General features: G+C 41.0%; 25 protein-coding genes and 1 tRNA gene. 11 read left to right on the top strand and 15 right to left on the bottom strand.

Features of this window, described 5'->3' with window-relative positions:
- Positions 1 to 1,230: a hypothetical protein gene (locus tag KF872_00130; GenBank protein ID MBX2901929.1), complete on the top strand. Its 1,230-nt coding sequence runs from the start codon at positions 1 to 3 to the stop codon at positions 1,228 to 1,230.
- 35 nt (positions 1,231 to 1,265) lie between these two features.
- On the opposite strand, the gene KF872_00125 is transcribed toward KF872_00130, so the two are convergent.
- Entirely contained in the window at positions 1,266 to 2,750 is a 1,485-nt protein-coding gene (locus KF872_00125; GenBank protein ID MBX2901928.1) for a hypothetical protein, read from the bottom strand.
- Positions 2,751 to 2,926: 176 nt separating this feature from the next.
- Here KF872_00125 and KF872_00120 point away from each other — a divergent pair, with 176 nt between their 5' ends.
- Both KF872_00120 and KF872_00115 read left to right on the top strand, forming a co-directional pair.
- A complete protein-coding gene (locus KF872_00120; protein ID MBX2901927.1) occupies positions 2,927 to 3,616 on the top strand; it encodes a DedA family protein in 690 nt (229 codons plus the stop codon).
- 83 nt (positions 3,617 to 3,699) lie between these two features.
- The gene (locus KF872_00115) at positions 3,700 to 4,632 is read left to right on the top strand and encodes a DUF4476 domain-containing protein (protein ID MBX2901926.1); all 933 of its coding nucleotides are present in this window, start codon (positions 3,700 to 3,702) and stop codon (positions 4,630 to 4,632) included.
- A gap of 75 nt (positions 4,633 to 4,707) precedes the next feature.
- Here KF872_00115 and KF872_00110 read toward each other — a convergent pair whose 3' ends face one another.
- The 3 genes from KF872_00110 to KF872_00100 form a co-directional block, all read right to left on the bottom strand.
- Positions 4,708 to 5,505: a ParA family protein gene (locus KF872_00110; GenBank protein MBX2901925.1), complete on the bottom strand. Its 798-nt coding sequence runs from the start codon at positions 5,503 to 5,505 to the stop codon at positions 4,708 to 4,710.
- Positions 5,506 to 5,514: 9 nt separating this feature from the next.
- A complete protein-coding gene (locus tag KF872_00105) occupies positions 5,515 to 6,195 on the bottom strand; it encodes a metal-dependent hydrolase (GenBank protein MBX2901924.1) in 681 nt (226 codons plus the stop codon).
- Positions 6,196 to 6,367: 172 nt separating this feature from the next.
- Entirely contained in the window at positions 6,368 to 8,335 is a 1,968-nt protein-coding gene (locus tag KF872_00100) for a T9SS type A sorting domain-containing protein (GenBank protein ID MBX2901923.1), read from the bottom strand.
- A 264-nt stretch (positions 8,336 to 8,599) separates the two neighbouring features.
- On the opposite strand from KF872_00100, the gene KF872_00095 reads away from it, so the two are divergent.
- The 4 genes from KF872_00095 to KF872_00080 all read left to right on the top strand — a co-directional run bounded on the left by KF872_00095 (position 8,600) and on the right by KF872_00080 (position 12,122).
- Positions 8,600 to 8,673, top strand: a tRNA-Ile gene (locus KF872_00095).
- A 67-nt stretch (positions 8,674 to 8,740) separates the two neighbouring features.
- Positions 8,741 to 10,831 (top strand): tungsten formylmethanofuran dehydrogenase, encoded by a 2,091-nt coding sequence (locus KF872_00090; GenBank protein MBX2901922.1) that lies wholly within the window; start codon positions 8,741 to 8,743, stop codon positions 10,829 to 10,831.
- On the top strand, positions 10,825 to 11,415 hold the full coding sequence (gene lptC, locus KF872_00085; protein MBX2901921.1) for an LPS export ABC transporter periplasmic protein LptC: 591 nt from the start codon (positions 10,825 to 10,827) through the stop codon (positions 11,413 to 11,415). The genes KF872_00090 and lptC overlap by 7 nt, the downstream gene beginning before the upstream one ends.
- A complete protein-coding gene (locus tag KF872_00080; protein MBX2901920.1) occupies positions 11,415 to 12,122 on the top strand; it encodes an SAM-dependent methyltransferase in 708 nt (235 codons plus the stop codon). Before lptC ends, KF872_00080 begins: the two co-directional genes overlap by 1 nt.
- Positions 12,123 to 12,145: 23 nt before the next feature.
- On the opposite strand, the gene KF872_00075 is transcribed toward KF872_00080, so the two are convergent.
- Positions 12,146 to 13,075: a phytanoyl-CoA dioxygenase family protein gene (locus tag KF872_00075; protein MBX2901919.1), complete on the bottom strand. Its 930-nt coding sequence runs from the start codon at positions 13,073 to 13,075 to the stop codon at positions 12,146 to 12,148.
- A 347-nt stretch (positions 13,076 to 13,422) separates the two neighbouring features.
- Here KF872_00075 and KF872_00070 point away from each other — a divergent pair, with 347 nt between their 5' ends.
- On the top strand, positions 13,423 to 13,887 hold the full coding sequence (locus tag KF872_00070) for a hypothetical protein (GenBank protein MBX2901918.1): 465 nt from the start codon (positions 13,423 to 13,425) through the stop codon (positions 13,885 to 13,887).
- Between the two features lie 8 nt (positions 13,888 to 13,895).
- Positions 13,896 to 14,366: a hypothetical protein gene (locus KF872_00065; protein ID MBX2901917.1), complete on the top strand. Its 471-nt coding sequence runs from the start codon at positions 13,896 to 13,898 to the stop codon at positions 14,364 to 14,366.
- Positions 14,367 to 14,446: 80 nt separating this feature from the next.
- On the opposite strand, the gene KF872_00060 is transcribed toward KF872_00065, so the two are convergent.
- The 10 genes from KF872_00060 to KF872_00015 form a co-directional block, all read right to left on the bottom strand.
- The gene (locus KF872_00060) at positions 14,447 to 14,830 is read right to left on the bottom strand and encodes a DUF423 domain-containing protein (GenBank protein ID MBX2901916.1); all 384 of its coding nucleotides are present in this window, start codon (positions 14,828 to 14,830) and stop codon (positions 14,447 to 14,449) included.
- A 3-nt stretch (positions 14,831 to 14,833) separates the two neighbouring features.
- Positions 14,834 to 18,424: a gliding motility-associated C-terminal domain-containing protein gene (locus KF872_00055; GenBank protein ID MBX2901915.1), complete on the bottom strand. Its 3,591-nt coding sequence runs from the start codon at positions 18,422 to 18,424 to the stop codon at positions 14,834 to 14,836.
- Between the two features lie 37 nt (positions 18,425 to 18,461).
- On the bottom strand, positions 18,462 to 19,229 hold the full coding sequence (locus KF872_00050) for a hypothetical protein (GenBank protein MBX2901914.1): 768 nt from the start codon (positions 19,227 to 19,229) through the stop codon (positions 18,462 to 18,464).
- A gap of 91 nt (positions 19,230 to 19,320) precedes the next feature.
- On the bottom strand, positions 19,321 to 19,641 hold the full coding sequence (locus KF872_00045) for a hypothetical protein (GenBank protein MBX2901913.1): 321 nt from the start codon (positions 19,639 to 19,641) through the stop codon (positions 19,321 to 19,323).
- Positions 19,638 to 20,585, bottom strand: a complete 948-nt coding sequence (locus KF872_00040; protein ID MBX2901912.1) for a metallophosphoesterase — start codon at positions 20,583 to 20,585, stop codon at positions 19,638 to 19,640. The genes KF872_00045 and KF872_00040 overlap by 4 nt, the downstream gene beginning before the upstream one ends.
- 29 nt (positions 20,586 to 20,614) lie before the next feature.
- Positions 20,615 to 20,890 carry an ATP-dependent Clp protease adaptor ClpS gene (locus KF872_00035; protein MBX2901911.1) on the bottom strand — a complete coding sequence of 92 codons (276 nt, stop codon included), beginning with the start codon at positions 20,888 to 20,890 and terminating at the stop codon, positions 20,615 to 20,617.
- A gap of 158 nt (positions 20,891 to 21,048) precedes the next feature.
- On the bottom strand, positions 21,049 to 22,287 hold the full coding sequence (locus tag KF872_00030; protein ID MBX2901910.1) for a CinA family nicotinamide mononucleotide deamidase-related protein: 1,239 nt from the start codon (positions 22,285 to 22,287) through the stop codon (positions 21,049 to 21,051).
- Positions 22,288 to 22,308: 21 nt separating this feature from the next.
- A complete protein-coding gene (locus tag KF872_00025) occupies positions 22,309 to 23,229 on the bottom strand; it encodes a glycosyltransferase family 2 protein (protein MBX2901909.1) in 921 nt (306 codons plus the stop codon).
- Positions 23,226 to 24,281: a ketoacyl-ACP synthase III gene (locus KF872_00020; protein ID MBX2901908.1), complete on the bottom strand. Its 1,056-nt coding sequence runs from the start codon at positions 24,279 to 24,281 to the stop codon at positions 23,226 to 23,228. The genes KF872_00025 and KF872_00020 overlap by 4 nt, the downstream gene beginning before the upstream one ends.
- Before the next feature lie 3 nt (positions 24,282 to 24,284).
- Positions 24,285 to 24,509, bottom strand: coding sequence for a hypothetical protein (locus KF872_00015; protein ID MBX2901907.1), 225 nt, complete (start codon positions 24,507 to 24,509; stop codon positions 24,285 to 24,287).
- A gap of 61 nt (positions 24,510 to 24,570) precedes the next feature.
- Between KF872_00015 and KF872_00010 the strand changes: the two genes are divergently transcribed.
- Entirely contained in the window at positions 24,571 to 25,212 is a 642-nt protein-coding gene (locus KF872_00010; GenBank protein MBX2901906.1) for a hypothetical protein, read from the top strand.
- A gap of 23 nt (positions 25,213 to 25,235) precedes the next feature.
- Complete coding sequence (locus KF872_00005) at positions 25,236 to 25,616, top strand: RidA family protein (protein ID MBX2901905.1); 381 nt, start codon at positions 25,236 to 25,238, stop codon at positions 25,614 to 25,616.
- Positions 25,617 to 25,651: the final 35 nt, after the last annotated feature.

Raw genomic sequence — 25,651 nt, 5'->3', positions numbered from 1 at the left:
TTGGCACAGCATAAAATTATTTCGTGGAATGCAATAGCACGGCTGCTATCGGTACTGTTTAATTTTCTAGTAGTACTTGCAGTTAGTCGCTCGCTTGGCCCTGTGGCAAAAGGAGAAACCACACTTTGGGTAACGGCAATTTTTATTGGTGTATTTGCTTCCAATATTGCAGGAGGCTGGGCGCTTGTAAACTACTTAAAGCACAACGAAAAACAATCGGTTTTAGTTCCAACTTACGTTTGGAGTCTATTTGCCAATGGCTTGGTGGCATTGGTAATGTGGGCAACCTTAGCACACAGCAGCCAATTCATTATTCATATTTTTTTCTTGGCAAGCATTAGTAGTTTTTCATCGGTTCACCAAACTATATTGCTGAGTAAACATCGCTTCAAAGCCTTTAATTTTCTTACTTTTTGGCAACCAATGGTGCTTTGGTTGGTATTGGCAGCATTGCTGTATTTAGGTAAGCATAAAACGCTTGATAGCTTTTGGATAGCGCTCTATATTTCTACACTATCGGCATTGGCAGTAAGTTTTTTTCTGGTTTACAGAACCGAAAAATTGGCTTGGGGCTTTTCGTTTACAACACTGCGGGCTATACTGGCTAATGGGTTTCCTTTTCAGCTGGCAGAACTATTGCAACTGCTGCATCTGCGTTTATATTTCTTTTTGTTGGCCAATTTCAACGAAAGTGGTTTATACCACTTAGGTATTTATTCTGTTGGCATTTCTATTTTAGAGAGTGTGTGGATTTTTCCGCGCAGTGTAGCCACCATCAATTTTGCAGCAACCGTAAAGCAACCATCGGCACACAATACTTTAAGATGGTTGCGCATTGCGCTGTTGCTTGCGCTAGTACTTCTATTTTCTATTTTTCTTATTCCTATTGAAGTGTATGCCTATGTGTTTGGCGAAGGTTTTCTTTACGTAAAATATTCGGTAAAATACTTGTTCCCGGGCATTGGTTTATATGTGTTTGTGTTAGTTATTGGCAGCCATTTTATGGGCAAGGGAAATTATGGTTTAATGAGTGCCCTGCACTTGGTAGGCATTGCCATTTCGCTGCTGCTGTGCTACGTGTGGATTCCCGATTACGAAATGAGCGGTGCCGGGCTTGCCGCCACGGTTTCGTTTGCCGTGTCGGCTGCGGTGTTGCTCTTTTACTTTCTAAAAACGGAGCACTATTCTTTAAAAGATTTATGGCTTCATAAAGAAGATTTTAATTTTTGAAATCATTACAGCAAGCTACAATTTCGATGGCTTTGCTACAAAGGGAAATACTTTTCTACAGCGCATTCTATCCAAACAAATTCCATTACATTTTCTGGCGATTGTAGATTGAACTGCACTTTCTTTAACCGCGATAGAAACTCTTTTCTATTGCCCAAGCGCCCTACAACAATTGCATGTAGCATTTCATAAAACAACTTTCTAATAGTCTTATTGGAAAGATGATTTTTTACTTCAACTTGCTCAAACAGTTTAATGGCAGCATCTTTTTTCCCCAACAGCAATAGTGTTTTGGCTTTTAAAAAACGAGTGGCTATTTCTAAATCTTTATACGCTCCCTTTTTGCAATGTGCCATAAACTCATCTAAGTTTTGCAGCACTGCTTTTGAATTAAAGTACGCTGGCTTTACATGTAGTGTTGCCGCCACATTTGCCAACTCGCAAAATGCGCGAGGCATGCGCTCACCATAATGGCTATCGCGCAAAAAGCGAAAATACAATTGCACCGCCTCGAAAGCTTTGGTGCTGTTTTTGGCAGCAATATTAATGTGGATGGTATTGGAAAGGAGCACTTCGTTTAAATATTTTCTCCATTGCTTTGAAGTGTCGAAAACATCTGCCAACAATTCGTTTGAAATAGCTGCAGCTTCGGCATATCTAAACTGTCTGAAATAAAACATGGCTTCTAATTCTTTCAACTTAAACTGCTGTGTTTGCTGGAAATCGGCAGCATATCCAATAGCCGGCATATTGGGATATTGCAACATCAATTGCTTTGCAGTGGCAATATGGCGCGATACGGCATAGCTTTTAATATGGTTATTGCGCCCACCTGCGCCTGCTTTGTAATAAGCAGCCACAAAGTTGTAAATGAGTTTAAAGCGAGGATATGCTGCATGGGTTCGCGCCAACAAATCCATTTGTTTAAAGAGCGGTTGTGTTGCTCCAATTCCTTGCTGCACATTGGTTTCATACACTTGTTTGGTTAGCAGTTTCATTCTTGCCAATGCTATGTATAATTCCGATGCTTCCTCAAACTTGGCATAAATGGTAGGCGTGTCTGAAAATTTATTGAGTATATGATTAGCCTGTATGAGCATGTCTGCTATTGCAGGAAGCAGTTCAAAAATATTATTTGCCCAACATTGAGCATCGAGCGATGCAAGCAGTTTAGAGGCTTGGGCTATTTCGCCTTTCTCTATCATGCTTCGGCAGAGTTCTTTTGTTTCTTCTTCGTGTGCCAACTTTCTACCCGCAATACTATTGGCCGATGCGGGCAAAATATCGTAGAGCTTTTTCCGCAATTTGTAGAAACGGTTTTCTAATACTGCAAATGCTGTGGGCTTTTCATTGCCATACACCGCTTGCACCAATACTCTGGTTTTTACTGTTGTGGCAGTATGTTGCCGCAATTCCACTGCCAATTTTTGAAGTAATGGCGATTGCTCTAGCCGCTCTTGCAACTGCTTCCATTCGCTATCAGAGAGTAGTTTTATTTTTTGCAACAGAACTTCATTCATGTTTTTATGAACTCATTTTTTACATAAATATACATACAAGATTGTTTTAAAATATAGCATTTATCAGAAAGAAAAAATTTCAACCTATCAAAAATACACCATATTGACTTTCAACAACACATACCGCTGAATGATATTTGCACTCAATGCAAACGGCAAAGATTTATAGGTGCATAATGGTAAATAGTTACTTTCGTGCGCTTATGGAATATATTCAGTTTTTTATTGAGTTGCTAACGCACACTAAGGATGTGCTGCTACATTTGTTTCAAGAATATGGCACTTGGGTGTATGTTATTCTTTTCCTTATTATTTTTGTAGAAACAGGCTTGGTAGTCTTTCCGCTTTTGCCTGGCGATTCGCTGTTATTTACTGCCGGATTGCTGTGCGCCCAACCCAATGGCTTAAATGTGTGGCTACTTATTCCAATACTGTTGGTGGCTGCCATCTTAGGCGATAATGTAAATTATTTTGTAGGCAAATTTTTTAATGAGCGGGTACTGTCGTGGAAGTTTAAAGGTAAACCTTTAGTAAAGCAACAATGGCTGGATCAAACACACGAATTTTTTGAAAAGAATGGCTCCAAAGCTATTATCCTGGCTCGCTTTGTTCCTATAGTTCGCACTATTGCTCCATTTGTAGCCGGAGTAGGGAAGATGAATTTCAAGGTATTCTTTTCATACAATATTGTTGGAGGAATTCTTTGGGTTGGTGGCGTTACATTGGCGGGATACTTATTAGGGCAAGTTCCGGTGGTAGGTCCCTTTATTGAAAAGCATTTAGAGAAATTTATTTTGGGTATTGTGTTTGTTTCGGTACTACCTATAATAATTGAAATGTTCAAACAGAAAACCGCTAAAAAGTAGCTTCAAAAAAAGTTAATAGAAATCCGGTTTTAATCCTTTAGTGTAAAACAAAATCGCAGATAAAAATTTAAAACAACAGTTATATGAAACATTTATTTACACTTTCATTCATGCTTATGTTTACAGCTTTTGTAAACGCGCAGCCCGTACCGGTAGGGCATCTTACTATTTTTTCGGAAGATGGCGACAAGTTCTTTTTAGTGCTAAATGGTGAGCGACAAAATAACACGGCACAAACCAATCTTAGAATTGAAGATTTAAACCAACCTTACTACAATGCCAAAATTGTATTTGAAGACAAAACACTACTTGAAATCAATAAAAACTACTTAGCAATTGCCGATGCCGATGGTAAGTTTATGGATGTTACCTACAAAATAAGAAAGGATAAAACCGGCAAACCTAAATTGAATTACTTCTCTATGGTGCCCGTGCAGCAAGGTTATGTAGCTCCAAGCAATGTTACCGTTGTGCATTACGGACAACCAACACCTCCGACTCCGAATACTACCACTGTAATACAACAAACCACTACTACAACCGGCACCACCGAAAATGTAAATGTAAACATGGGCATTCCCGGAGTTGGCGTAAATGTTACTATCAACGACCCCTTACTAAACGGTACTACCACCACCACTACCCGCACCACCACCACTACTACCACTACCGGCACTCCTGAGCCTACACACACCCACCATCACCAAGCTGTTGGCTGCAACGGTACTTACCCAATGGCTTCGGGCGATTTCCAAAGTGCTTTAAGCAGTATTGGCAAGCAAGGGTTTGACGAAACAAAACTTTCAACTGCCAAAGCTATTGCCGGCAAGCAATGCCTTTCTGCTGCACAAATAGTTCAAATCTGCAAATCATTTGGCTTTGAGCAATCTAAGCTAGACTTTGCAAAATTTGCCTACAGCCGCTGTACAGACCAAAGCAATTATTTTAAAGTAAATGATGTATTTGGCTTTAGCAGTAGCGTGGATGATTTAAACCAATTCATTAGCAACAACTAAAATTAAAAGACAAACAAACAAAAAGAGCGGGCAAAGCCCGCTCTTTTTGTTTGTTTACATAGCTACTTATATACTTTACTCTTCCTGCCCTTCTTCTTCAAAGGTACCCATACCGTTGCGCGCAAGCAGTTCTCGCACAAGGCTCATGTAATTTATACTGCCTTTGCTTTCTGCATCATACACAATGGCGGGCTTTCCAAAACTTGGTGCCTCGCCCAAACGCGTATTGCGATGAATGGCTGTTTTAAACACTATTTCTTCAAAATGTCTTCGTATCTCATCTACTACCTGATTGCTCAATCTTAACCGCGGATCAAACATGGTAAGTACAATACCTTCTATTTCTAAATCGGGGTTCAAACGCGATTGAACTATTTTAATAGTGTTGAGTAACTTGCCCAAACCTTCTAATGCAAAGTACTCACATTGCACAGGAATAAGTACCGAATTGGCTGCCGTAAGTGCATTTACCGTAATTAAACCAAGCGAAGGTGAACAATCAATAATAACGAAGTCGAAAGCATCTTTTATCTCTGCCAAGAGTTGCTTAAAAATCATTTCGCGGTTGGGGCGATTGATAAGCTCTATCTCGGCACCCACCAAATCCACATGCGAAGGCAGTAAACTAAGGTTGGGTGTTTCGGTTGCAATAACAGCGTCTTTGGCAGGCAAATCATTCACAAGGCAATCGTAAAGGCTGTGTTCAATTTCTTTAGGATCGAACCCAACCCCCGATGTGGCATTAGCCTGTGGGTCTGCATCTACCAACAATACTTTATATTCCAACACAGCAAGGCTGGCTGCAATATTGATGGCGCTGGTAGTTTTTCCAACACCTCCTTTTTGATTGGCTAATGTTATTATTTTAGACATAGTTCTTAATTAAATAGTAATGCTTTGTGCAATGGGTAAGAGCACCAACTCCAATCCCTTTGCTTTAAAATATTCTACGGCTGCTTTTTGGTCTATTTTAATGAATCCAAAAGTATCATAATGCAACCCAATTACTTTCTTACATTGAACAAATTCGGCTGCAATGGCCGCATCTGTGTAATCCATTGTAAAATTATCGCCAATTGGAAGTAATGCAACTTGCACTTTCGCCCATTTTGGAATCAACTGCATATCCAACGTAAGTGCAGTATCGCCTGCAAAGTAAAACGATTTACCTTCGGCTTCTACCAAAAAACCCATTGGATTCCCTGCATAACTACCATCCGGGAAACTACTGCTGTGCTGAGCTACTGTACATTTTACCCAACCAAAATCGAATACTTTTTTGCCGCCTGTATTCATTGGATGAACATTCTTAACTCCTTGTTTACCCACCCATTCAATCACCTCCCAACTGCCTACTACCAATGCGCCTGTGCGCTGTGCAATGGCAACCGCATCGGCAATATGATCTTGATGCCCGTGCGAAATAAAAATATAATCAGCCGGTATGGTATTTACATTTACCTCCTTTGCCAATTCGTTGTATGTAATAAACGGATCGAAAAGCAAGTGCTTCCCATTTATTTCTACTCCAAAACATGCATGACCGTAATAAGTAAATTTCATTTTTACACAGTTTAGCATACAAACTTAATGGCATTCCATGTATTATATAGAAACAGTTCTCCACTTGCACACAAAATTGTTGTGAATAGGAAAAAGGCTGTTTTCTATTGCATACAAAAAAAGAATGCCTCTCAATTTGAGAGGCATTCCAAAACAAATGTTTTAAATAGTATTAGTGATTAACGATTAAGCGTTTGATAGCTGTTTTTCCGTTGCTTTCAACTTTTACTAAGTATGTTCCGTTTGCGAAGTTCTCTACGCTTATATTTTTAACAAGTGTAGTGCTTGCATCGCTAAAGTTGTAGTGAGCAACTTCAGAACCAATTACATTGTAAACTTTTACAGATACTGCTTTTTCAACACCGTTTACAGTTAAAGTTACATTACCTGCAGCAGGGTTTGGCAACAATGAAACGTTGCTTTCAAACTTAACATCGCTGATGGCTGATACACATGCACTGTTTGAGCTAGATAATACAGTAACTTCAGTAGAAGGAGAAGAGAATACGCAACCTGCACTATCTGCCTCTACGCGTACATTAAACTTGCCCGCAGAAGTAAAGGTGTATGTATTAGTATTTCCTACACCAACATCGTTGCTTCCAACATACCAAGTAGCATTCCATCCGGTTTGGCCGGTAGAAGTATTGGTAAGTGTAACAGGTTTGTTGATACAAACTTGAACTCCGGCAGCAGGAGATACATCAGGAGTAAGTGTAAAACTTACAGTATTGTTCACATCAGGATAAACAATTGATGCAGTAGTAGAAGCAGTACAACCAGCACTGTTTGTAACAGTAACACTGTAGTTGCCAGGATTTAATCCACCCAAAGCAGCAGTAGTTGTAGTAGTATCGGCACCTACCGGTCTTTTCCAAGTATAGCTTTTTGAGCCAGAAGTAAATCCGCTTAAAGTAGCAGTTAAAGTACCTTTAGCATTACATTGGATTTGAACCGGCTGACCTCCATTGATAGAGATGTTTACTCCTCTGAAAACAACAGTAAGGCGAGAAGTATCTTTTGTACCGCTAGTATTATCTGTAGCCACTACATAAACAGCTGTAGTTGAGTCTGTAGTTAATGTAGTTTCTATATCGTTAGGAGTAGAAAGTGTACCTCTGCTGGTATGCCATTCGTAAGTAATGTCGTTACTACCAAAACCGCTAGCAGTTAATGTTATTTGATCGCCAGGGCAAGCAATAGTTTTAGATGCTTTAGCAGACACGCCAAAATCTACATTAGCTCTAACCAATGGTAGAATTTGCCAGTTTTGCCAAAGCCAAAATCTGCAACTTGCAGGCATTGTACCTACAGACAAAGAACCGTTATCCCATCCTGAATTTGCACTCAAGTTAGCATAGTAAAACGAACGACCCGGAAGAGTAGAGCGTCTGAAAAGTAAACTTTGGTCGCCACAAGAATCGGCAAAAGCACAGGCCAAAGAAAACTTGCTTGCAGTATCTGCATCGTAAGAAACAGTAACAAAGAATTTATCGCCCTTGTTTAAAGTTATACCTACCGGTACGCTTAAAACATTCAATGCAGTTGGAGCAGTAACCAAAGTAGCTAAAACACTATCAGAATATGTTTTAGTAAAAATTGGTGTACTGGTAACTACACTATTGTAACCTCCATTATTAGATAATGCTATAGGCCACTTGTAAATATTCACAGTTAAATTATCTGTAGTTGGGTTTGCAGGTGCAGCCGGGTAGTTATATATCATGAATACAGTATCGATAGATAACGTAGCTTTTGAAATAGGCGTTGTTTTAGTGAAATCGCCAGTAACCACATCTTGGTAAATCAAAGTATCGAAAAGAACAGCTGCTGTTCTTGCAGAAAGAAAGTTTGAAGAATCGTTTCTTTCGTTTATAGCCTCTGCATAATTCGGCACAAAATCAATACCGCTATTCGTAGCATTAAATTCATCTACCGATGGGTAATCTAAAATAAAAGTGTCTTGTGCTGCTCTTGCACTTCCAATACCTTTAAGTTGGGTAGCAACAGATTTTGGCATTTGGAATAATTTTGGGTTGCCCTTGGTTGTGCCACTTGGCAGTTGCATATTGCTGCTTTGCGCAAAACCTGCACTTACCAATAATGAAGCACAAAAAGCTGAAAGTAGTGAACTTTTCATTTTAATAACCTTTTGTTTTGTTTAAGTTGAAAATTTTTAAAAAGGACTACAAAGGAAATGAAAATAGTTGCATTAACAATAGCTTTTCTTCCAACTTCATATTATTTTAACTTTTCTATGACAAAACATGATTAACTTTTTTAGTTTTGCCGCGCTTTAAAAAGTTCTTTATTTTATTTTTGCTGCCCAGTTTTGCAAATGGTATCACTTAAGCCTTGCTGCATCAAGGATTGGTTACTGCAAAAATCGTAAATGTTCTTTTTAGGTCCTATAGCTCAGACGGTTAGAGCACCTGACTCATAATCAGGGGGTCCTTGGTTCGATCCCAAGTGGGACCACTACACACCAAACACCTAAACCCGCGCCAAACGCGGGTTTTTTATTTTATGTTGCTATGTTTGCCTTATGGCAGCAATCGAGGTTCCAACTCCGGCAAACACTTCCACTACCGTTTTTATTCAAGCTTTTCGCACTATGGCAATTGCCAAATCAATGGCGGAGCTATTTGAAGAACGAAAAGATATTTGTGCCAAATATGTACATGCCACATCGCGCGGGCACGAAGCCATCCAATTGGCTGCCGCACTTCAATTAAAACCTCAGGATTTTGTATTCCCATATTACCGCGATGATGCCATGCTGCTTGGCATGGGCTTTTCGCCATTCGATTTAATGCTGCAACTCTTGGCAAAAGGCACCGACTATTTTAGCGGAGGTCGCACATACTATGCCCATCCATCTTCTACCCGTGCTCAGCTTCCTAAAATACCGCACCAAAGTTCTGCCACCGGCATGCAAGCCATACCTGCCACCGGAACAGCACAAGGATTGCAGTATAAAGAAACACAAGGCTTGGCAACCTTCCCTCCGGGAGAAGCACCTATTGTAGTTTGCTCACTTGGCGATGGCTCCGTTACCGAAGGCGAAGTAAGCGAAGCCTTACAAATGGCGGTATTGCATCAGTATCCTATTATTTATCTTATTCAAGATAATGAATGGGATATTTCTGCCCACTCTTCCGAGATTAGAGCACAAGATGCGCCATACTTTGCCCAAGGCTTTAAAGGAATGCGCGTAAAAAGTATAAACGGAACCAATTTTGCAAGCTGTTTTGAAACCTTGCAAGAAGTGGTAGCTACCGTACGAACCGATAGAAAGCCCTATTTGGTACATGCCAAGGTGCCGCTGCTCAACCACCACACATCGGGCGTGCGCAAAGAATGGTATAGACCCAAAGAAGATTTAGAAAACGATGCCAAGCGCGATCCCTACACTTGGTTGCGCACCTATTTAAAAACCTTTGGCACCAGCGAAAGCGAGATAGAAGCGCTGGAACAAGAAGCCCGCACTTTTGTGGCAGCAGAATTTGAACGCGCACTGGCAGAGCCGGAACCAAAACCCGAAACACTTACTCAACATATTTTTGCACCGGCAACCATAGAAAATGAAACAGGCAACCGAAAGCCCGATGATGCCGAAACCGTAGTAATGGTAGATGCCGCACTACATGCCGTAGATGAAATTTTACGCAGCCACCCGGAAGCATTGCTCTATGGACAAGATGTGGGTGGCGAACTCGGAGGTGTGTTTCGCGAAGCAGCCTTGCTTGCAAAAAAATATGGCGAAAAGCGCGTGTTTAACACACCTATTCAAGAAGCTTATATTATTGGAAGCACCGTGGGCATGAGTGCCGTGGGCTGTAAGCCTATTGTTGAAATTCAGTTTGCCGATTATATTTTTCCAGGCATCAACCAGCTTTTTACCGAAGTAAGCCGCTCTTGCTATTTAAGCAACGGTAAATACCCTGTAAGTGCCGTTTACCGCATTCCCATTGGAGCTTATGGTAGCGGAGGACCTTACCATTCATCGAGTGTAGAAAGCTTTGTGCTGCAAATAAAAGGTGTAAAGATTGCCTACCCAAGCAATGCTGCCGACATGAAAGGTCTTTTAAAAGCTGCATTTTACGACCCTAATCCGGTAGTAATTTTTGAGCACAAGGGCTTGTATTGGAGTAAAGTTCCGGGCACACAAGAAGCTAAAACACCCGAACCGGATGAGCATTACGTAGTTCCTTTGGGCAAAGCAAGAACAGCATTGCAGGCAACAACCGAAAAAGTAGAAGCAGGAGAATCGTTGGTTGTAATTACTTATGGCATGGGCGTGCATTGGGCATTAAATGCTGCCAAGCATTTCGATGGCAACGTTGAAGTACTCGATTTACGCTGCCTGAACCCTTTAGACAACAGCGCCATAGAACTTGCCATTAAAAAACATGGCAAAGCAATAGTGCTCACCGAAGAAACAGTTACACATTCTTTTGCCGAAGCGCTTGCCGGAAGAATTGCCGGAAACTATTTTGAATACTTAGATGCACCCATAAAAGTTATTGGGGCAGTAAACACACCTGCCATTCCACTCAACAGCATACTAGAAAAAGAAATGCTGCCACATACAGAAATGGCAAAAACAGCAATTCAAAATTTATTGGCATGGTGAGTTTTAGCAATAAAATACGCTGTGGTGGAGGCACGTTTTTTCTGCAGCCATTTTATGCCATTTTGCTACTACTTTTATGGTGTGCTGCCTGCAAAAACAATGTGGACGAAGCCAAGAAAATTACACTCCGCACCAACACTTCTATTGAAAAAGCCACCAAGGTTGAAATTGTGTTTTCTGAACGCGGCATCAACCGTATTGTAGCCAATGCACCGGAACTATTGCGCTATGCCGTAGAAAAACCGTATATGGAATTTCAAAAAGGCATAGAAATGAAATTCTTTAACGGCAACAAGGTAGAAAGCACCATGAAAGCCAACTACGCCACCGCACAAGAAGGCAACAAACTGATGGTTGCCCGAAACAATGTGGTGGTAGTAAACGATAAGGGAGAAACCCTCCACACCGAAGAACTCATTTGGGACGAAGAAAAAGAGATTATTTACAGCAATGCTTTTGTAAAGATTTCTACCAAAGACGAAATTATTATGGGCACCGGCATGACCGCCAACCAGAACTTCACCAACTATGTTATTAAAAACATTTCGGGCATTATTAAAGTAAAACAAAGCGAGCAACCATAATGGCAACAGGAAAACTCTATTTAATTCCCTGCCTTTTAGGTGGTGAAGACACTTCTATACTTCCCGATTTTAATAAAAAACAACTCCAAGAAATTACCGTTTTTGCCGTAGAAAATTTAAGAAGTGCCAGACGTTTTTTGCGCAGTGTGGGCTACACTAAAAATTTTGATACCGAGGTGCTATTGTTTGAATTCGACAAACACCACACTGTTCAAAATTTTAATGCCATTTTACAACAACTTAAACAAGGTAAACATGCCGGCATTATTAGCGAAGCAGGCAATCCTTGCATTGCCGATCCGGGCTTTGAACTGGTAGCAAAAGCCCACCAACAAAAAATAGAAGTGGTGCCGCTGGTGGGGCCCAGCTCTATTTTACTGGCATTGATTGCTTCGGGCTTTAGCGGACAGCAATTTACTTTTCATGGTTATTTACCCATAGAAAACAACGACCGAAGCAAAAAACTACGGCAAATAGAAAGCGATATGCTACATGCTGGCATTACCCAAATTTTTATGGAAACGCCTTATCGCAACCAAAAACTGGCAGAGCAACTAGTGCAAATACTACACCCCGAAACTAAACTCTGCATTGCTGCCGATTTAACGCTGCCTACGCAAACTATTGCTACTCAAAAAATTGCCGATTGGAAAAAAAACATGCCCAACCTGCATAAGCGCTATGTTATGTTTTTGGTTGGGCAGTAACATTCTCGTTAATAAAGTATCTGCTAATTTTTATTGAAGCCGAAAAGCGTTGCTAGGCGATTAGCCAAAACATCATCGTACACATTGCCTGCGGCTTTTAGCATATCTACCATTTCGGATGGCGTATATTTTACAAACTCGTAAGGCAGTTCGGTGGGTGTGCCATAGCCTTCAATCAGTTTGCCTTCATCGTATAATTTGGAGAGGTCTGCATTGCTGTATTTCATAAAGAACTCTTCGTCTATATTATACTTTAAAACAGTTTTTTCGGTGCCATCGGGTTTTAAGTAATAGTGCACCAAATTGGCATCTTTTTGAGTAATGGCCACACCTGCGGCTACACGCGCAGTATTGGATGTATTGGGTGGCGAAGCATGGAATGTGCGGTTATCGAAAATAAGCACCTCTCCGGCTTTCATTTCAATGATTTTGGTGTAGGGAAAAATATCGAAGATTAGGTTATCTAACGGCACTTTAATTTGTGGCGAAGGCGAAGGGCGATAGTTTTTAAAAATATGGTGGCTGCCTCCGCGCACCACACTCATGCAGCCATTTTCGGCATTCATATCCATTAAAGCAATCCAGCAACTGGTAGAAAAATAGCCATCTTGTTCATTCTCTGCAAAACTCCAATCCATGTGTGGAGGTGTAATACCTGTATCGCTTACTTCCTTTATGGCAAAGGTGGCCACATGCGATTTATAGTTTTGTAAATGCTCGTTGAAACGAGGCAGCGCTACTTCCCAAATTTTATTGCGCACCTGGCGCACCATTTCTTTATTGCTATTATCCATTACCACATGAAAGCCTGCCCGCTTAGATGTTTCAAGATTGAGCGAAGCGTACAGCGCATACAATTCTGCTACTTCTTCTTTGTTGAGCAAGGGAAAAGTAACATAGCCTTCTCTTTCAAAAAACTGTTGTTTTTCTTGATCTTTAAAAATCGTTTTCATTTCGTTTTGTTTTATATCTAATAAATAATGGCAGGTATTGATGTACTTACCTCCAAAACGAAAGTAGAGTGTTCTACACTACGATTTAATGATTTTCGTCATATTTATGGATTGCATAGCTTACATTATTCTGCTGCCAACTTGCCGCTGCCAATAAGTTCACTGCCTGCATGTATGCGATTTCTAATTCAAACAACCACTCTTTAATCTTTTATTTTTCATTACCATAAAAAGGCTCTTGTATATATAAATACCCTTGCCCCAAATTGATATATTCTTACTAAAAAAAGCTATTCAAAATACTACGCCATACTATTGCACTCTTCAATAATTAAAATCATTTAGCAATGAAAAAAATTCTATTTCTGGCCATTGCTGCCAGCGTAATCACAGCATCTTGTAAAAAAGGTTTTACAAAGAAACAAGAAGCACACTTTACTCTAAACGGCACTACTTACAACATTGGCGAAGATGGCATGAGTGCCAATTATTACAACGGCAGTGCTCAATACTTACAAATAACTCCAACCGCAGGCAGTGGAGGTACCATGCAGCCATCTATTTTACTCAACTTGAATTTAATAAACCAAACCGTAAAAATTGATTCGTTGCAAGAAGGGTTCTCTTACACACACGTTGGCGCTGTGCAATACCGACCTAAGCGTGGCGAATGGAAAATTACAAGCCACGAAGAGGGCAATCCGGCAACACGCCATACCGAAGGAACTTTTGCTATGGTAGTATTTGATCCTGCAAATCCAACCGACTCCTTCAATATTACAGATGGGTATTTTTATGTAAACAACTACTAAGCTACTATATGAAGAAGCCTTTATTTATAGCCGCTATAGCAAGTTGTATTGTCTTTTCTTGCTCTAAAGAAATGCTTAAAAAACATACAGCAACCTTCTTTGTAAACGGGCAAAAAATTGAATGCGATGAACATACCGTTACTGCAAGTTTCAACAACGGAAATTACAATGAATTGGTAATAGACATGTTGGCAAAAGACGGATCGGACCACGCAATAATTTTAGTACTTGACTTAACTAAAACGGTTGGCCAAAGCGTAACTCTTGACTCTTCTACACAAACTTTTTACAGTAAAAATAATACACAAATTCGCTACAAACCAATAGCGGGAGCATGGAAAATTACAGGTCGTAAAAACACCGATAACACCAATAAGTACACAGAGGGAACCTTTAACTTTGTAGGCGTAAACCAAACCAACACAGCCGATACCGTACATATAACCAACGGCTCTTTCTACGTAAACAAATACAACTAAGCACCATCTCTTTTTATTGCTAAAGGCGGAAGTTTGCACCAGCGGCTTCCGTTCTTTTTGCTTATACGAAGTAATTACTTTTACTGCTTTCCTTTACTGGCAGCTGGAAGCATTGCAAGACTTATCCACCCGGCAATAAAGCATAAGCCGCCAATAGGCGTTATAGGTCCAAGCAGCATTTTAGAAATGCCTGTAAGGTGAGCCGTTGCCAATAAATACAACGATCCGCTAAACAGCACTATACCTGCCAAAAACAACATAGCAGGCAATACAATTTTGCGCTCGCTGCTGTGCCACGAAATAATTGCAATAATGAGTGTATGTATAAATTGATACAAAACCGCCTTATTGTATATATCAGTTTGGTACGTATCTAAATGTGGCTTTAAACCATGAGCACCAAATGCACCCAAAGCCACTGCCAATGCGCCCGATAGGCAAGCCAATACAAAAATATTTTTCATTGTTTATCGCATTACTGCTACCGTTCCGGTGTAAGAACTTTCTGTTTCGTCCCAGAAGGTAACTTTTATGGTGTAAACATAATTCTCGTACGCAACTTTTGCACCTTTAAATGTTCCATCCCAAGCATTTTTGCTTTGTGTTCCATTCGGTTGGTTTGGATTGTGGTACACTGCATTTCCCCAACGGTCAAAAATTTTAACCTCAATGGTTTTTGCTCCCAAAATATCGAAATTGAAATAATCGTTTAATCCATCGCCATTAGGAGTAAACGCATTAGGAATAAACGATTGCGGAGCAAACTTAACGGTAACCCGAACCGTATCGAAATTGATGCAGCTATCGCCATCCATTACGCGCAACACATAATCTGTAGTAGAATCCGGTGCTGCCAAAGTTTCAGCACAAGTATCGCAGCTTAAACCATCTTTTGGAGTCCACAAATAGCCAATTATTCCATTGAGCGAAGTGGCTTTTGCCGTTAGTGTTACAGGCTCTTTTCGCAACGAAACTTTGTCTTCGCCTGCACTTACAAAAAATGCTTGCGGCTGAGTAATGGTAAAGGTTGTAGAGCCAACGCAATTATTATTATCTTCTACCACTACGGTATATGAGCCTGCATATAAACCATTGTAAACACTATCTGTTTGATAAATTCCATTTACATAATAGCTGTAAATGCCGGTTCCTCCGGTAGCACTTATTTTTACCAGTCCGTCATCGCCACTAAAACAAGAAACGTCTTTTGGTGTTGTACTTACCTCTACTTTTGCAGGGCGCAACAAGCGCGTAGAATCTATTTTTGTACATCCACGCACATCGGTAATGGTAATTACATACGTAGAATCGCCATATAAATTTATGGCCATTACGCCTGTTTGCACAGGGTTGGTATTCCATGCAAAAGTATATGGCGGAATACCTCCGCTATAACTTACCACAGCAAAGCCCGTAGCATTGCTGTAGCAATTCGGATTATTGCCCGCCACCGAAGATAAAATAGGCGAAGGCTCCAACACCTCGTAAGTATTGGTGTATGTACAATTGCGGTTATCGGTAATGGTTAGCAAGTATTTTCCGGCAACTAAATTGCTTTGGTTTCTGGCGGTATCGGCATTAGACCAATTAAATACATACCCGCCATTGCTGCCACTTACATTTGTAATAAAAATAGCGCCATTGCTGCCTCCATTGCATGTTACATGAATAATAGAATCTTTTACACTATACGGCTGCGGCTCGGTAATATTGATAAGTGTAATGGATGTGCAATTGTTTGCATCCGTAACGGTTAATTGATACGCATCTGCCACAAGCCCACTTATGCTTGGCTGAGTAGAAAGATTGCTCCACATAAACTGATACGGTGGCGTGCCTCCCGTAACTTGTGTGGTAATAGAGCCATCGCTGCCACCATAGCAATTTACATTAAAGCCTTGCGCACCAACAGAAAGCGGTGTTTGAGGACCGGCAATAGTGTAATCCGAAGAATCTACACAACCGAGCGCATCTGCCACTACCACGCGGTAAGTGCCAATTGGTACGTTGTAAATATCTTCGCCACCACCATAGTTACCTCCGGAGTTTAGGTTTGTCCATTGGAAAGTAAATGGCGCAATGCCACCATTTATAGAAATTGCCACCGAGCCTAAGGAGTCGCCAAAACAACGTACATGCTGAATTACTTCCAACGTAATTAAATACTTTGGATTCTGTGTAATTACAACACTATCGGTTGTGGTGCAATTATTGGCATCGGTTACCGTTACATAATATTTTGCAGCAGCAACATTGCTCAACACTGCTCCTGTATTGCCATTACTCCACGCATAGCCATAATTGCCTGCACCTCCGGCAGCCACCGCTTCTACACTTCCGGTACTTTGCCCAAAACAATTTACGTTTTGCTGATTCACAAAACCAACACTAAGCGGAGCAGGAGCGGTTACCACAAATACTGCCGATTTCTGGCAGCCGTTTAAGTCTGTTACTAAAATATTGTATGCTCCCGCAGCAAGCCCCGAAATATCTTCGGTTGCAGCACCATTGCTCCAAAAATAAGTGTACGGAGCAGTGCCTCCGGCTACAGAAATATCAATACTTCCCGAAGCGCCATTATTGCATAAAATATTGGTAACATTTCCGGTAATGCTAAGCGGAGCATTTGGTTGTGTAACTGCCGCATTTTGAGTTGTAACACAACCTTTTGAATCGGTAACGGTTACAGCATAATTTCCTCCACTAATGTTGTTGAGGTCTTCGGTATTGGCAAATGGGTTTCCATTTCTTGTCCAATTGAAGGAATAAGGAGGAACACCACCCGTAACCGACAAATCTACTTTACCGCTATTAACGCCACTGCATAAAACATTGGTAACCGCAGCAATGCTGGAACTTAGCAATGGTGGATCTTTTAGCTGAATGGTTACACCAAAAGGAGGAACCGTACAATAGCTATCTTTTACTTTAACGAAATAAATGCCTTGTGCCAATGCTGTAAAGTTGCCATTGGCTTGCCAGGTTGCACCATTATCGTTTGAATACTGAATAGCACCATTGCCGCCTGAAGCTGCTACTGTAATAGTTCCCGTAGCAGTGCCATTGCAAGTGGGGTCGGTGGCTGTAATACTATTGATAAGCGGCTGACCAACAGTAATAGTTATTTCGCGATAGCTCCAAGAGTTTTGCCCATTGTTGCGCGTGTACACTCTATATGTTGTAGTAGAAGGTACATATACCGTAATAAACGAATCACTGTTTGAAGAGTATTGAAGGAAGTTTCCATTTTCGTACCAAACATAATCGCCACCAAAAACAGCGCCATGCGTTGTAATGGTTACATAACCCGGTTCACACAAATTTTTTCTGGTAGCCTTAATTGTATCGGGGCAGGGCGATGTCCAGTTGGTGCTGTAACTCATTCCCACGTTGTTTCCGGAGCAGCCACCACTGTAACCGGCATTGCCTGTTTGAGTATATCCTTTATACGTCCATTGGTAAGGTGGTGCATTTCTAAAAGGTAAGTAGTTGGGATTGTTTAACTGGTGGTCGCAATATTGATCATCGGAAGTGCAGCCGCAAGTATTTCCCGTACTGCAAGGGCATGGGTTTTGGTACGAATTTCTATACGAACCATAAGGGCAAGCATTACAACTTGCAAAACAAACGCCCAATACCACCGTGCCACTACAGCAATCGAAACAATCATCTTCCCAACCAACCTGGCGTGTTTGCAAACCATTGGGCGTTAATGTAAAAGCCGGAGAATTAAAAGTGCCATAGGTAAAATCTTTTACCCAAGAGCCTCCCGGCATAGAAGCGGAGTATGGTCCGCAACAAGCAAAATTGCCATTGCCCCAACTACGCACGCCTGTGCCAAAAAAACCTTGTCCGTCTAAATCGGGATAATCGCGCACAAAACCTTCGTTGTTAAACTCATCGGCATCGGGCCACACATCGTCTCCACTTTCTGCCCACACGCCTTCGTAGCGTAAACTTATGCGCATGGCACCATCCTGCACTTGCGCATACAAAGTATTTAGCAGCAATAATTGAATGAAAAAAAGCTGTATAAAAGAGCGTTCATTGAGTTTCATAAAATTGTGTTTGATATCGGAAAATTGTGTGTTAGGATTACTGTTTTTGCTCTATATTTTTGTGATAGTCTGTAACATTATAGCGCGTTACATACTCATCGGGTTTATACTTAAAATACCAATGCTTTACTGCCAATTCGTAGCGCTGCTTATCTAACTCGCTGTTGCCCGAATCGTAATCTGCAAAGAGTGGGAGTGTTTCCGAAACTTCTATCAATGTAAACGGCTCTGCTACCGGCACTTCTATTGCTGCGGGTTCATGGCTTTTATTCATTGAAACAAGCGTAGGATGATTAAGCATTGCTTCCAACTCTTTTGGATACAACTTCATCCAATCGTGCAATACGGCATTATACACTTGTTCGCTTTTATCTAAATCGCTTGTAATGCGCGGCTGTGGAAAATGTGAAGCAAAGCCATGTACATCCTGCATACTCAAGCCTGCCGCTTGAATCCATTGCCAATAGCTATTTTCAAATTTTCGGGTTTCTACGGCTTGTTGCAAACCTAAGTGCACCCGTGATGGGTTTACTTTTTTAACTTCCGGCAGAGCTAAAAATGCCTCTACTTCGCTGGCATATTTAGTTTTCCATTGTGCTAGTTTTCCCTTAAAATCGGCATACTGCTTTTCACTTTCTATATGTGCACTTTTAGGAAAGTGCGGTGCTGCCGCTTTCACCTTTTCGTAACTTATTCCGGTATAATCTATTAGTGCCAACCAGCGGTCTTGGGTGTAGAAATTTACTTGTGCAACCGCAAATACTGCCAGCAAAGTAAAACTTGCGGCAAAATACCAACGTGTCATAATTTAATAATTTTTAGCAAATATAGTTGGAAAAGGGAAACCAACTAATTCTTCTAAGCACCAAGAATTCTATGCAATGCAATACACCTTCTTAATCTAAGAAAAATAAGGCGTCTTGCAACTCTGCAAGTGTTTTGGCATTGGTTTGTTGCTTAGCCACTACTATTCCTTTTTCGTAAAGAATTCTAGCTTGAGTTGCTTTGCCTTGCTGTTCGTTCAGCTTGCCAAAATGATAGTAAGTGGGCAAATAATCGGGAAATTTTCTCAGTAGTAACTGATAATATTTCTCAGCCTCCTGAAAATTTTCTTGTGCTACAAGCTCCTGTGCTATAGCAAACTTCAAAAAGGCATCAAGTGGATTTACCTGCTCCATTTCGAGCAGTTTCTGTAGCCTTACCTGCGATGGAATCATGCTTTCCAGTTATGGTAATACACTTCGCGCTCGGTAGAGCCATCGTCATAAAAATTCATTACGCAAAAAGCAGGAGGAAACTCTTGGTAATTACCACCCCACCAGCCGCCACTAACTGCGCCATTGCAATAATAGTTTACGCCATTATAGGCCACTTCGTCTATTAAATGTATGTGCCCACTCAGAGCAGCTTTTACATTCTTATGTTGCAAAAATAAATTCTTGAGTTTACCTGCATCTTGGTGCATCCACGCTCCCGGAATTTTCCATTTTCCTTGCTTTACATTAGAGCCATCAAAGAAAACGCTTGCAGATAGAATTGGGATATGACTGAGGATACAAACAAATGTATCTTGCGGTGTGCGGGCGAGGTCTTCTTTTAACCAATCGAATTGGTCGCCATCTAATTTGGCGGTATAGCCAAACGGCACATGTGTCATGCTATCCAGCACTACAAAATGCCATCCGTTTTTATCGAATGAATAAAAGCGGTTTTTAATTCCAAACATTTCGGTAGCCCATTGTTTTCCGTAATGCTCATCGGTTCTGCGGGCAGAGAGTCCGCTCCAACCCCAAATATCGTGGTTACCGATACAATGAAAAATTTCCATTGAATTTTCGTTTGCCAATACGCTATTCCAAGTATTCCATTGCGCTTTTACCCTGCTTTTTTCTTTGGAAAGCGCATCCATAATGGCATCTCCGGTGTTTACAATAAAATCGGGCTTATCGGCTAATTGCTGAATTTCGTGCAGGCAATTAGCCATTCCTTTGGGTGCTGCACCTTCGGGCTGCACATGCACATCGGTAATATGTGCCACGCGCAGCAAACGCTTCTTTGAAGTATTGGTGCGGATTTGCGCCTGTAAAAATTCAGGCATCAATAATCCGGCACCAATGATGCCGCCTGCCACCAAAAAATCCTTCCTTGAAAACGTTTTCATACTCAAAAACTTAGGTTAAGAAATAGCTCCTAGAGTGCCTCTATGGTAGCTCCAATGCCTCTTTCGGCAATAGCAATACGCATTTCATGCAAGGTAGAAAAACCGCCACGCTTTACTGCATATTTTCCCTTATGATGAATGAATAACGAGCACTGCTCTGCTTGCTCAAGCGAATGTTTGCAAATATCTACCAACGCTTGAATTACCCAATCGAAAGTATTGATATTATCGTTGTGAACTATGAGCTGGTGTGTGTGTAATACGGCTTCTTCGGTAAGTACTTCTTCTTCAAACTGTGTAAACATTTGCAGCAATATTTTGAGTAGCCGAAGGTAAGAAAAGAATTGAAAAAATGGCAATGTACAGCGCTGTTTGTATTTTTTCTGAAATTCAAAAAAATCAGCATTCCTATTATGCTATTTGCTACTGCCAATTGCTTAAAAAAAGTAGTTCTTCCCAAAAACTATATTTCGTTCAGCATAAACTTCCGAAGCAAGTTTAAGGCAGTGTTGGCACTTACTTTTATGTTTTCCATGCGCGATGAAAAAAAGTGCAGCTTGCGTGAAACTATTCTATCCTTAGAGCCAACTGCAAAGCATACCGTTCCTACTGGTTTTTCGGGTGTGCCTCCGGTAGGGCCTGCCACGCCCGAAGTGGCAACGGCATAAGTAGCACCTGTTTGCCGCAATGCGCCTTTCACCATTTCTATAACCGTGGCTTCACTTACAGCTCCGTGCTGCGACAGTGTTTCGGTTGGTACAAAAAGTAAATTCGTTTTAAGGCTGTTGTGATAACTAACAATGCTTCCCAAATAATATGCAGAACTTCCGGGTACGGCAGTTATTAAATGTGCCAAATAGCCTCCGGTACAACTTTCGGCAGTGGCAAGCGTAGCATTCTCTTTGAGCAACATGTTGCCAACTACTTCCTGTAAAGAGGCTTCGCCATCGCAGTACACATATCCTTTCAAAATAGATTTTAGTTGCTGCATTTGCCGATTTACTTCTTCGCCATTGGCTTCGGAGTAAGCGCTTAGGCGCAACTTTAGCACTCCCAAGTCGGGCAAATACGCCAACTTAATATGTTTAGGCAGTTCGTTTTCGAAATTATCCAACATGGCGGCAATACTCGATTCGCCTGCACCGGCAGTCATTACCGTGGCATGTACTATGCGCGGCAGTTTAAAGCGCTGCTGCAACTTTGGAATTACTTGTTCCATTAAATGTTTCATTTCGTGCGGCACTCCCGGCATACTTACATATACTACTCCGGCTTCATCGAACCACATTCCCTGAGCGGTTCCACGGGCATTGGGCAGCATGAGTGCATTGGCAGGCAACATGGCTTGGCCTCTGTTCATCTCCAATACTTCTTTGCCGCGTTTTTCGAAAATGGTCTTCATTTTTTCCCATACCTCTTCATAAAATACAAAGCCTACTCCAAAATACTCGGCAATCGTTTTCTTGGTTATATCGTCTTTGGTGGGCCCCAAGCCGCCCGTAATAAGCACAATAGAAGATACGGCTGCTGCACGTTTCAGCGCATCAGTAATTTGTGCAGCATCATCGCCCACAGCAATACGCTGATATATACGCACACCAATTTTATTCAGCTCTTGCCCCATCCAAGCGCTGTTGGTGTCTATGGTTTGCCCTATTAAAAGTTCATCGCCAATGGTAATAATGGTTGCTGTTGCTGCCATATAAATAACCTGCTTTTAGTGCTACAATACTTCCTTTACAAAGAAAACAGGGCGCTTTGTTTGCAGTTGAAATAAACGATTCAAATACTCACCAATTACGCCAAGGCTAAACAGAATAAGTCCTGTACTCATAAAAATTGAAACAATTAAAGCCGTAAAACCTAACTCGGCACCACACGAAAATTTCATATATAAGAAGTAACCTACAAAACCTAAGCAAACTAAAAATGCTATTAACCCAAAGTAGGTCATTACACGAAGTGGCAGTGTGGTGTAAGTAAAAATAAGCCTGAGAGTCCACAGCGTTAATTTTAGAATGGTATAGCCCGATTTTCCCTCTTTTCTTTTTGCATGGTTTACTTCCACAAACTGTATGTTACTGGCAAACCATGCCAATAATTCTTCTAAGTAAATATAGCGCTGGTTGAAGTGCTTTATGTTTTGCACTACTTCGGCTTTAATTAAACGAAAAGAAGAACCTTTACCCGGTGTGCTTGCAAAGCGTGAAAATATAGATGCCACCACCTTGCTTCCCAGATTTTTAATATACGAATGCTCCTTTACCGTTTGTATGCCATATACCAAATCTGCATGGGTAAGTTGCTGCTGCTTGATGAGTTTTTCTATCTCGAAAGGATGGTATTGCAAATCGTCATCTATAGTAATAATAAAACTGCCTTTTACATACTGAAAGCCGCACAAAACCGCATGGTGCTGCCCGGCATTTTTAGCAAGGTTAATAGCTGTAATTATTGTGGGATACTGTGTTTTGAGCTCTTTTATGGTTTCCCAAGTATTATCGGGGCTGGCATCGTTTACCAAAATAATTTCTACCGAAAGTTGTTGTCGATTAAAAAAATCAATAATAGCTCGGCACATCTCGGGCAATGTTTGCTCGCTTCTGTAAACCGGTATTACTACTGAAAATTGAGGTGTGTTCATGCCACGTGTATAAGCGGTGAAACAAACACATTTTCGGTTTTGAGCAAAACGCTGCCCCACGAAAGTCCAACACCAAAGCCACTCAGCAGCAACTGCAATTTTTTATCGGTTAGTTCTGCTCTTAAATTATTTACCAATGTAACCGGAATAGATGCCGAGCTGGTATTTCCAAAATCGAATAACGAATAAGGCACTTTGTGCTCGGGTACATCCAATTTTTTGCGTACACTTTCAAGCATCAGCTTGTTGGCCTGGTGAAATACAAAATAATCTATTTGCTCTTTATTGTATTGCACTTCGGTTAGCAACTGCTGAATGTTGGGTGCCACTTCTCGCAATGCAAAATTAAAAATACGGATACCGTTTAACTGCATATGAACTCCCGCCCTGTAGTTTCCGCTTTCTCTTTCAGTTTCGCACAAAGATTTTTCGCTAAAGCGATTCCTCATGCCACCTTCTGGTATAATAATATCATCGAACTCTGCGCCATCTGTTTGTAAATTAAAGTGCATTGCTTCGCCTGCCTTCTTTGAAAGCACCGTGGCAGAGCCTGCATCGGAAAACAAAGGCACCACACTCTTATCGCGTTTAGAGATAACTGCGGTAGAAACATCGCCCACCAACAGCAGCGCCTTTCCTGTGTTCATATTGGCAAGTAAACTTGCAGCCACATTTAAACCATACACATATCCCGAACAGCCTAAGTTTATATCGAAAGCAATACAATCTTTTGCCAAACCAAGTCTATGCTGCAAGAGCGATGCCGTATTTGGAATTAAATAATCGGGCGTTTGCGAAATAAATATCAGCACTTTTACATCGCTGCGCTGCACTGCATTTTTACTAAACAAATCTTCGGCACAAGCAGCACACAAATCTGCTGCAGTTATGCCATTGGCGGCAACTCTTCTATATCTTATGCCCACGGTTTTTACAAATAGTTCGCGCTCCTTTTCATTCAAAATGGTTAATTCCAAATTATCCTCTGAGGCAGCCGGAACCGAGGCAGCCAACGCATCTAAAGTAATATGGTGAACAGCAGAAAATGCCATAGATTATTTTGCAGCAGCAATATTAAACAAGTCTTCCACCGTTTCGGCAGCAGCAATATCTTCGGCAGTAATAGTTTTCTGGAAATCGCTGTCTATTGTAGCAATTACTATTAACGCCAACATAGAACCCCACTCATCTAACTGTTTAAACTTTGTTTGAGCATGTATGGCAACGCCCGATCCGGTAAAACATTCGGCAAAGCAACTCACAAATTCTTTTAGTTCCATTGCCGAAAATTAAGTTTTAGTTTAAACATAGCAACCGCAATATTTTATTATTGCTTTTAGAATGAAAAGAACCAAAGAGTATTTAGTGCATATATCGGCAGTAAAATGGCGGCATATTTTGTTTATGCTTCCTTGCCTATTCTTTGTTTATTCATCAACTGCACAAAGCGATACCACCGCGCCTTTCTTTAAATCAAAGAAATTTGAAAGTACTGCTTATGTGCAAGCAGGAGTAGCAGCAACACACATGTTTAAATCTGCAGCCGCCACCACCCATTTTAGTTTGCACTGGGTTGTAAATAGAAAGTTTGTAGTAGGCGCACATTACCACCTGCTTTCTTCGCGCAACGATATTAAAAAACTCACCTATCCCGAATATACCGCTCCTATTTACGCCACACACCATTTTGCAGGCTTAAGTTTTGGGTATGTTTTTTTTAACGATAAAAAGTTTTCGTTGCAGCCCGAACTGGCAGCAGGCTGGGCAAATATCAAATTCACTCGCTTCGATACAGTTACCATAAAAAGAAACTATGGTGGAATTATTCCGGCAGTTTATGGCACATGGAATGCCACCAAAATTTTACGCATAGGCATAGGCATTAACTACCGCCTTATTGTTGGCGAAAAATTTAAAGACATAAATGTTGGAAGTTTGAGTGGCGTGGGCGGATTATTCTTTATTCGCTTAGGAAGATTTTGATACTAAAAAACAACATACAGAACATGACGAAAGAAATTATACTTACCGAAAATGCACCTGCGCCCATTGGCCCATACAGCCAAGCAGTAAAAGCAGGAAACACCTTATACGTTTCAGGACAAATACCTATGAATCCGCAAACCGGTGCTATAGAAAACGAAACCATAGAAGCAGAAACCAACCGCGTAATGCAAAACATAGATGCTGTATTAAAAGCAGCCAATTACTCTTTTGGCGATGTGGTAAAGGCCACCATCTTTATTACCGACATGAATTTGTTTGGCAGAATAAATGCCGTATATGCCAATTATTTTACTGCAAACCCGCCCGCTCGCGAAACCGTACAGGTTGCCCGCTTGCCCAAAGATGTAAACGTGGAAATATCGGTAATTGCAGTACAATAATTTTTTCGTGAAACTTTGAAACCTTTTGGTAAAAG

The sequence above is a fragment of the Chitinophagales bacterium genome, from assembly GCA_019638515.1.
GTDB lineage: Bacteria > Bacteroidota > Bacteroidia > Chitinophagales > LD1 > UBA7692.
The sequence above is the reverse complement of the archived record's forward strand: the minus strand, read 5'-3'. Positions and strand labels throughout refer to the sequence as shown.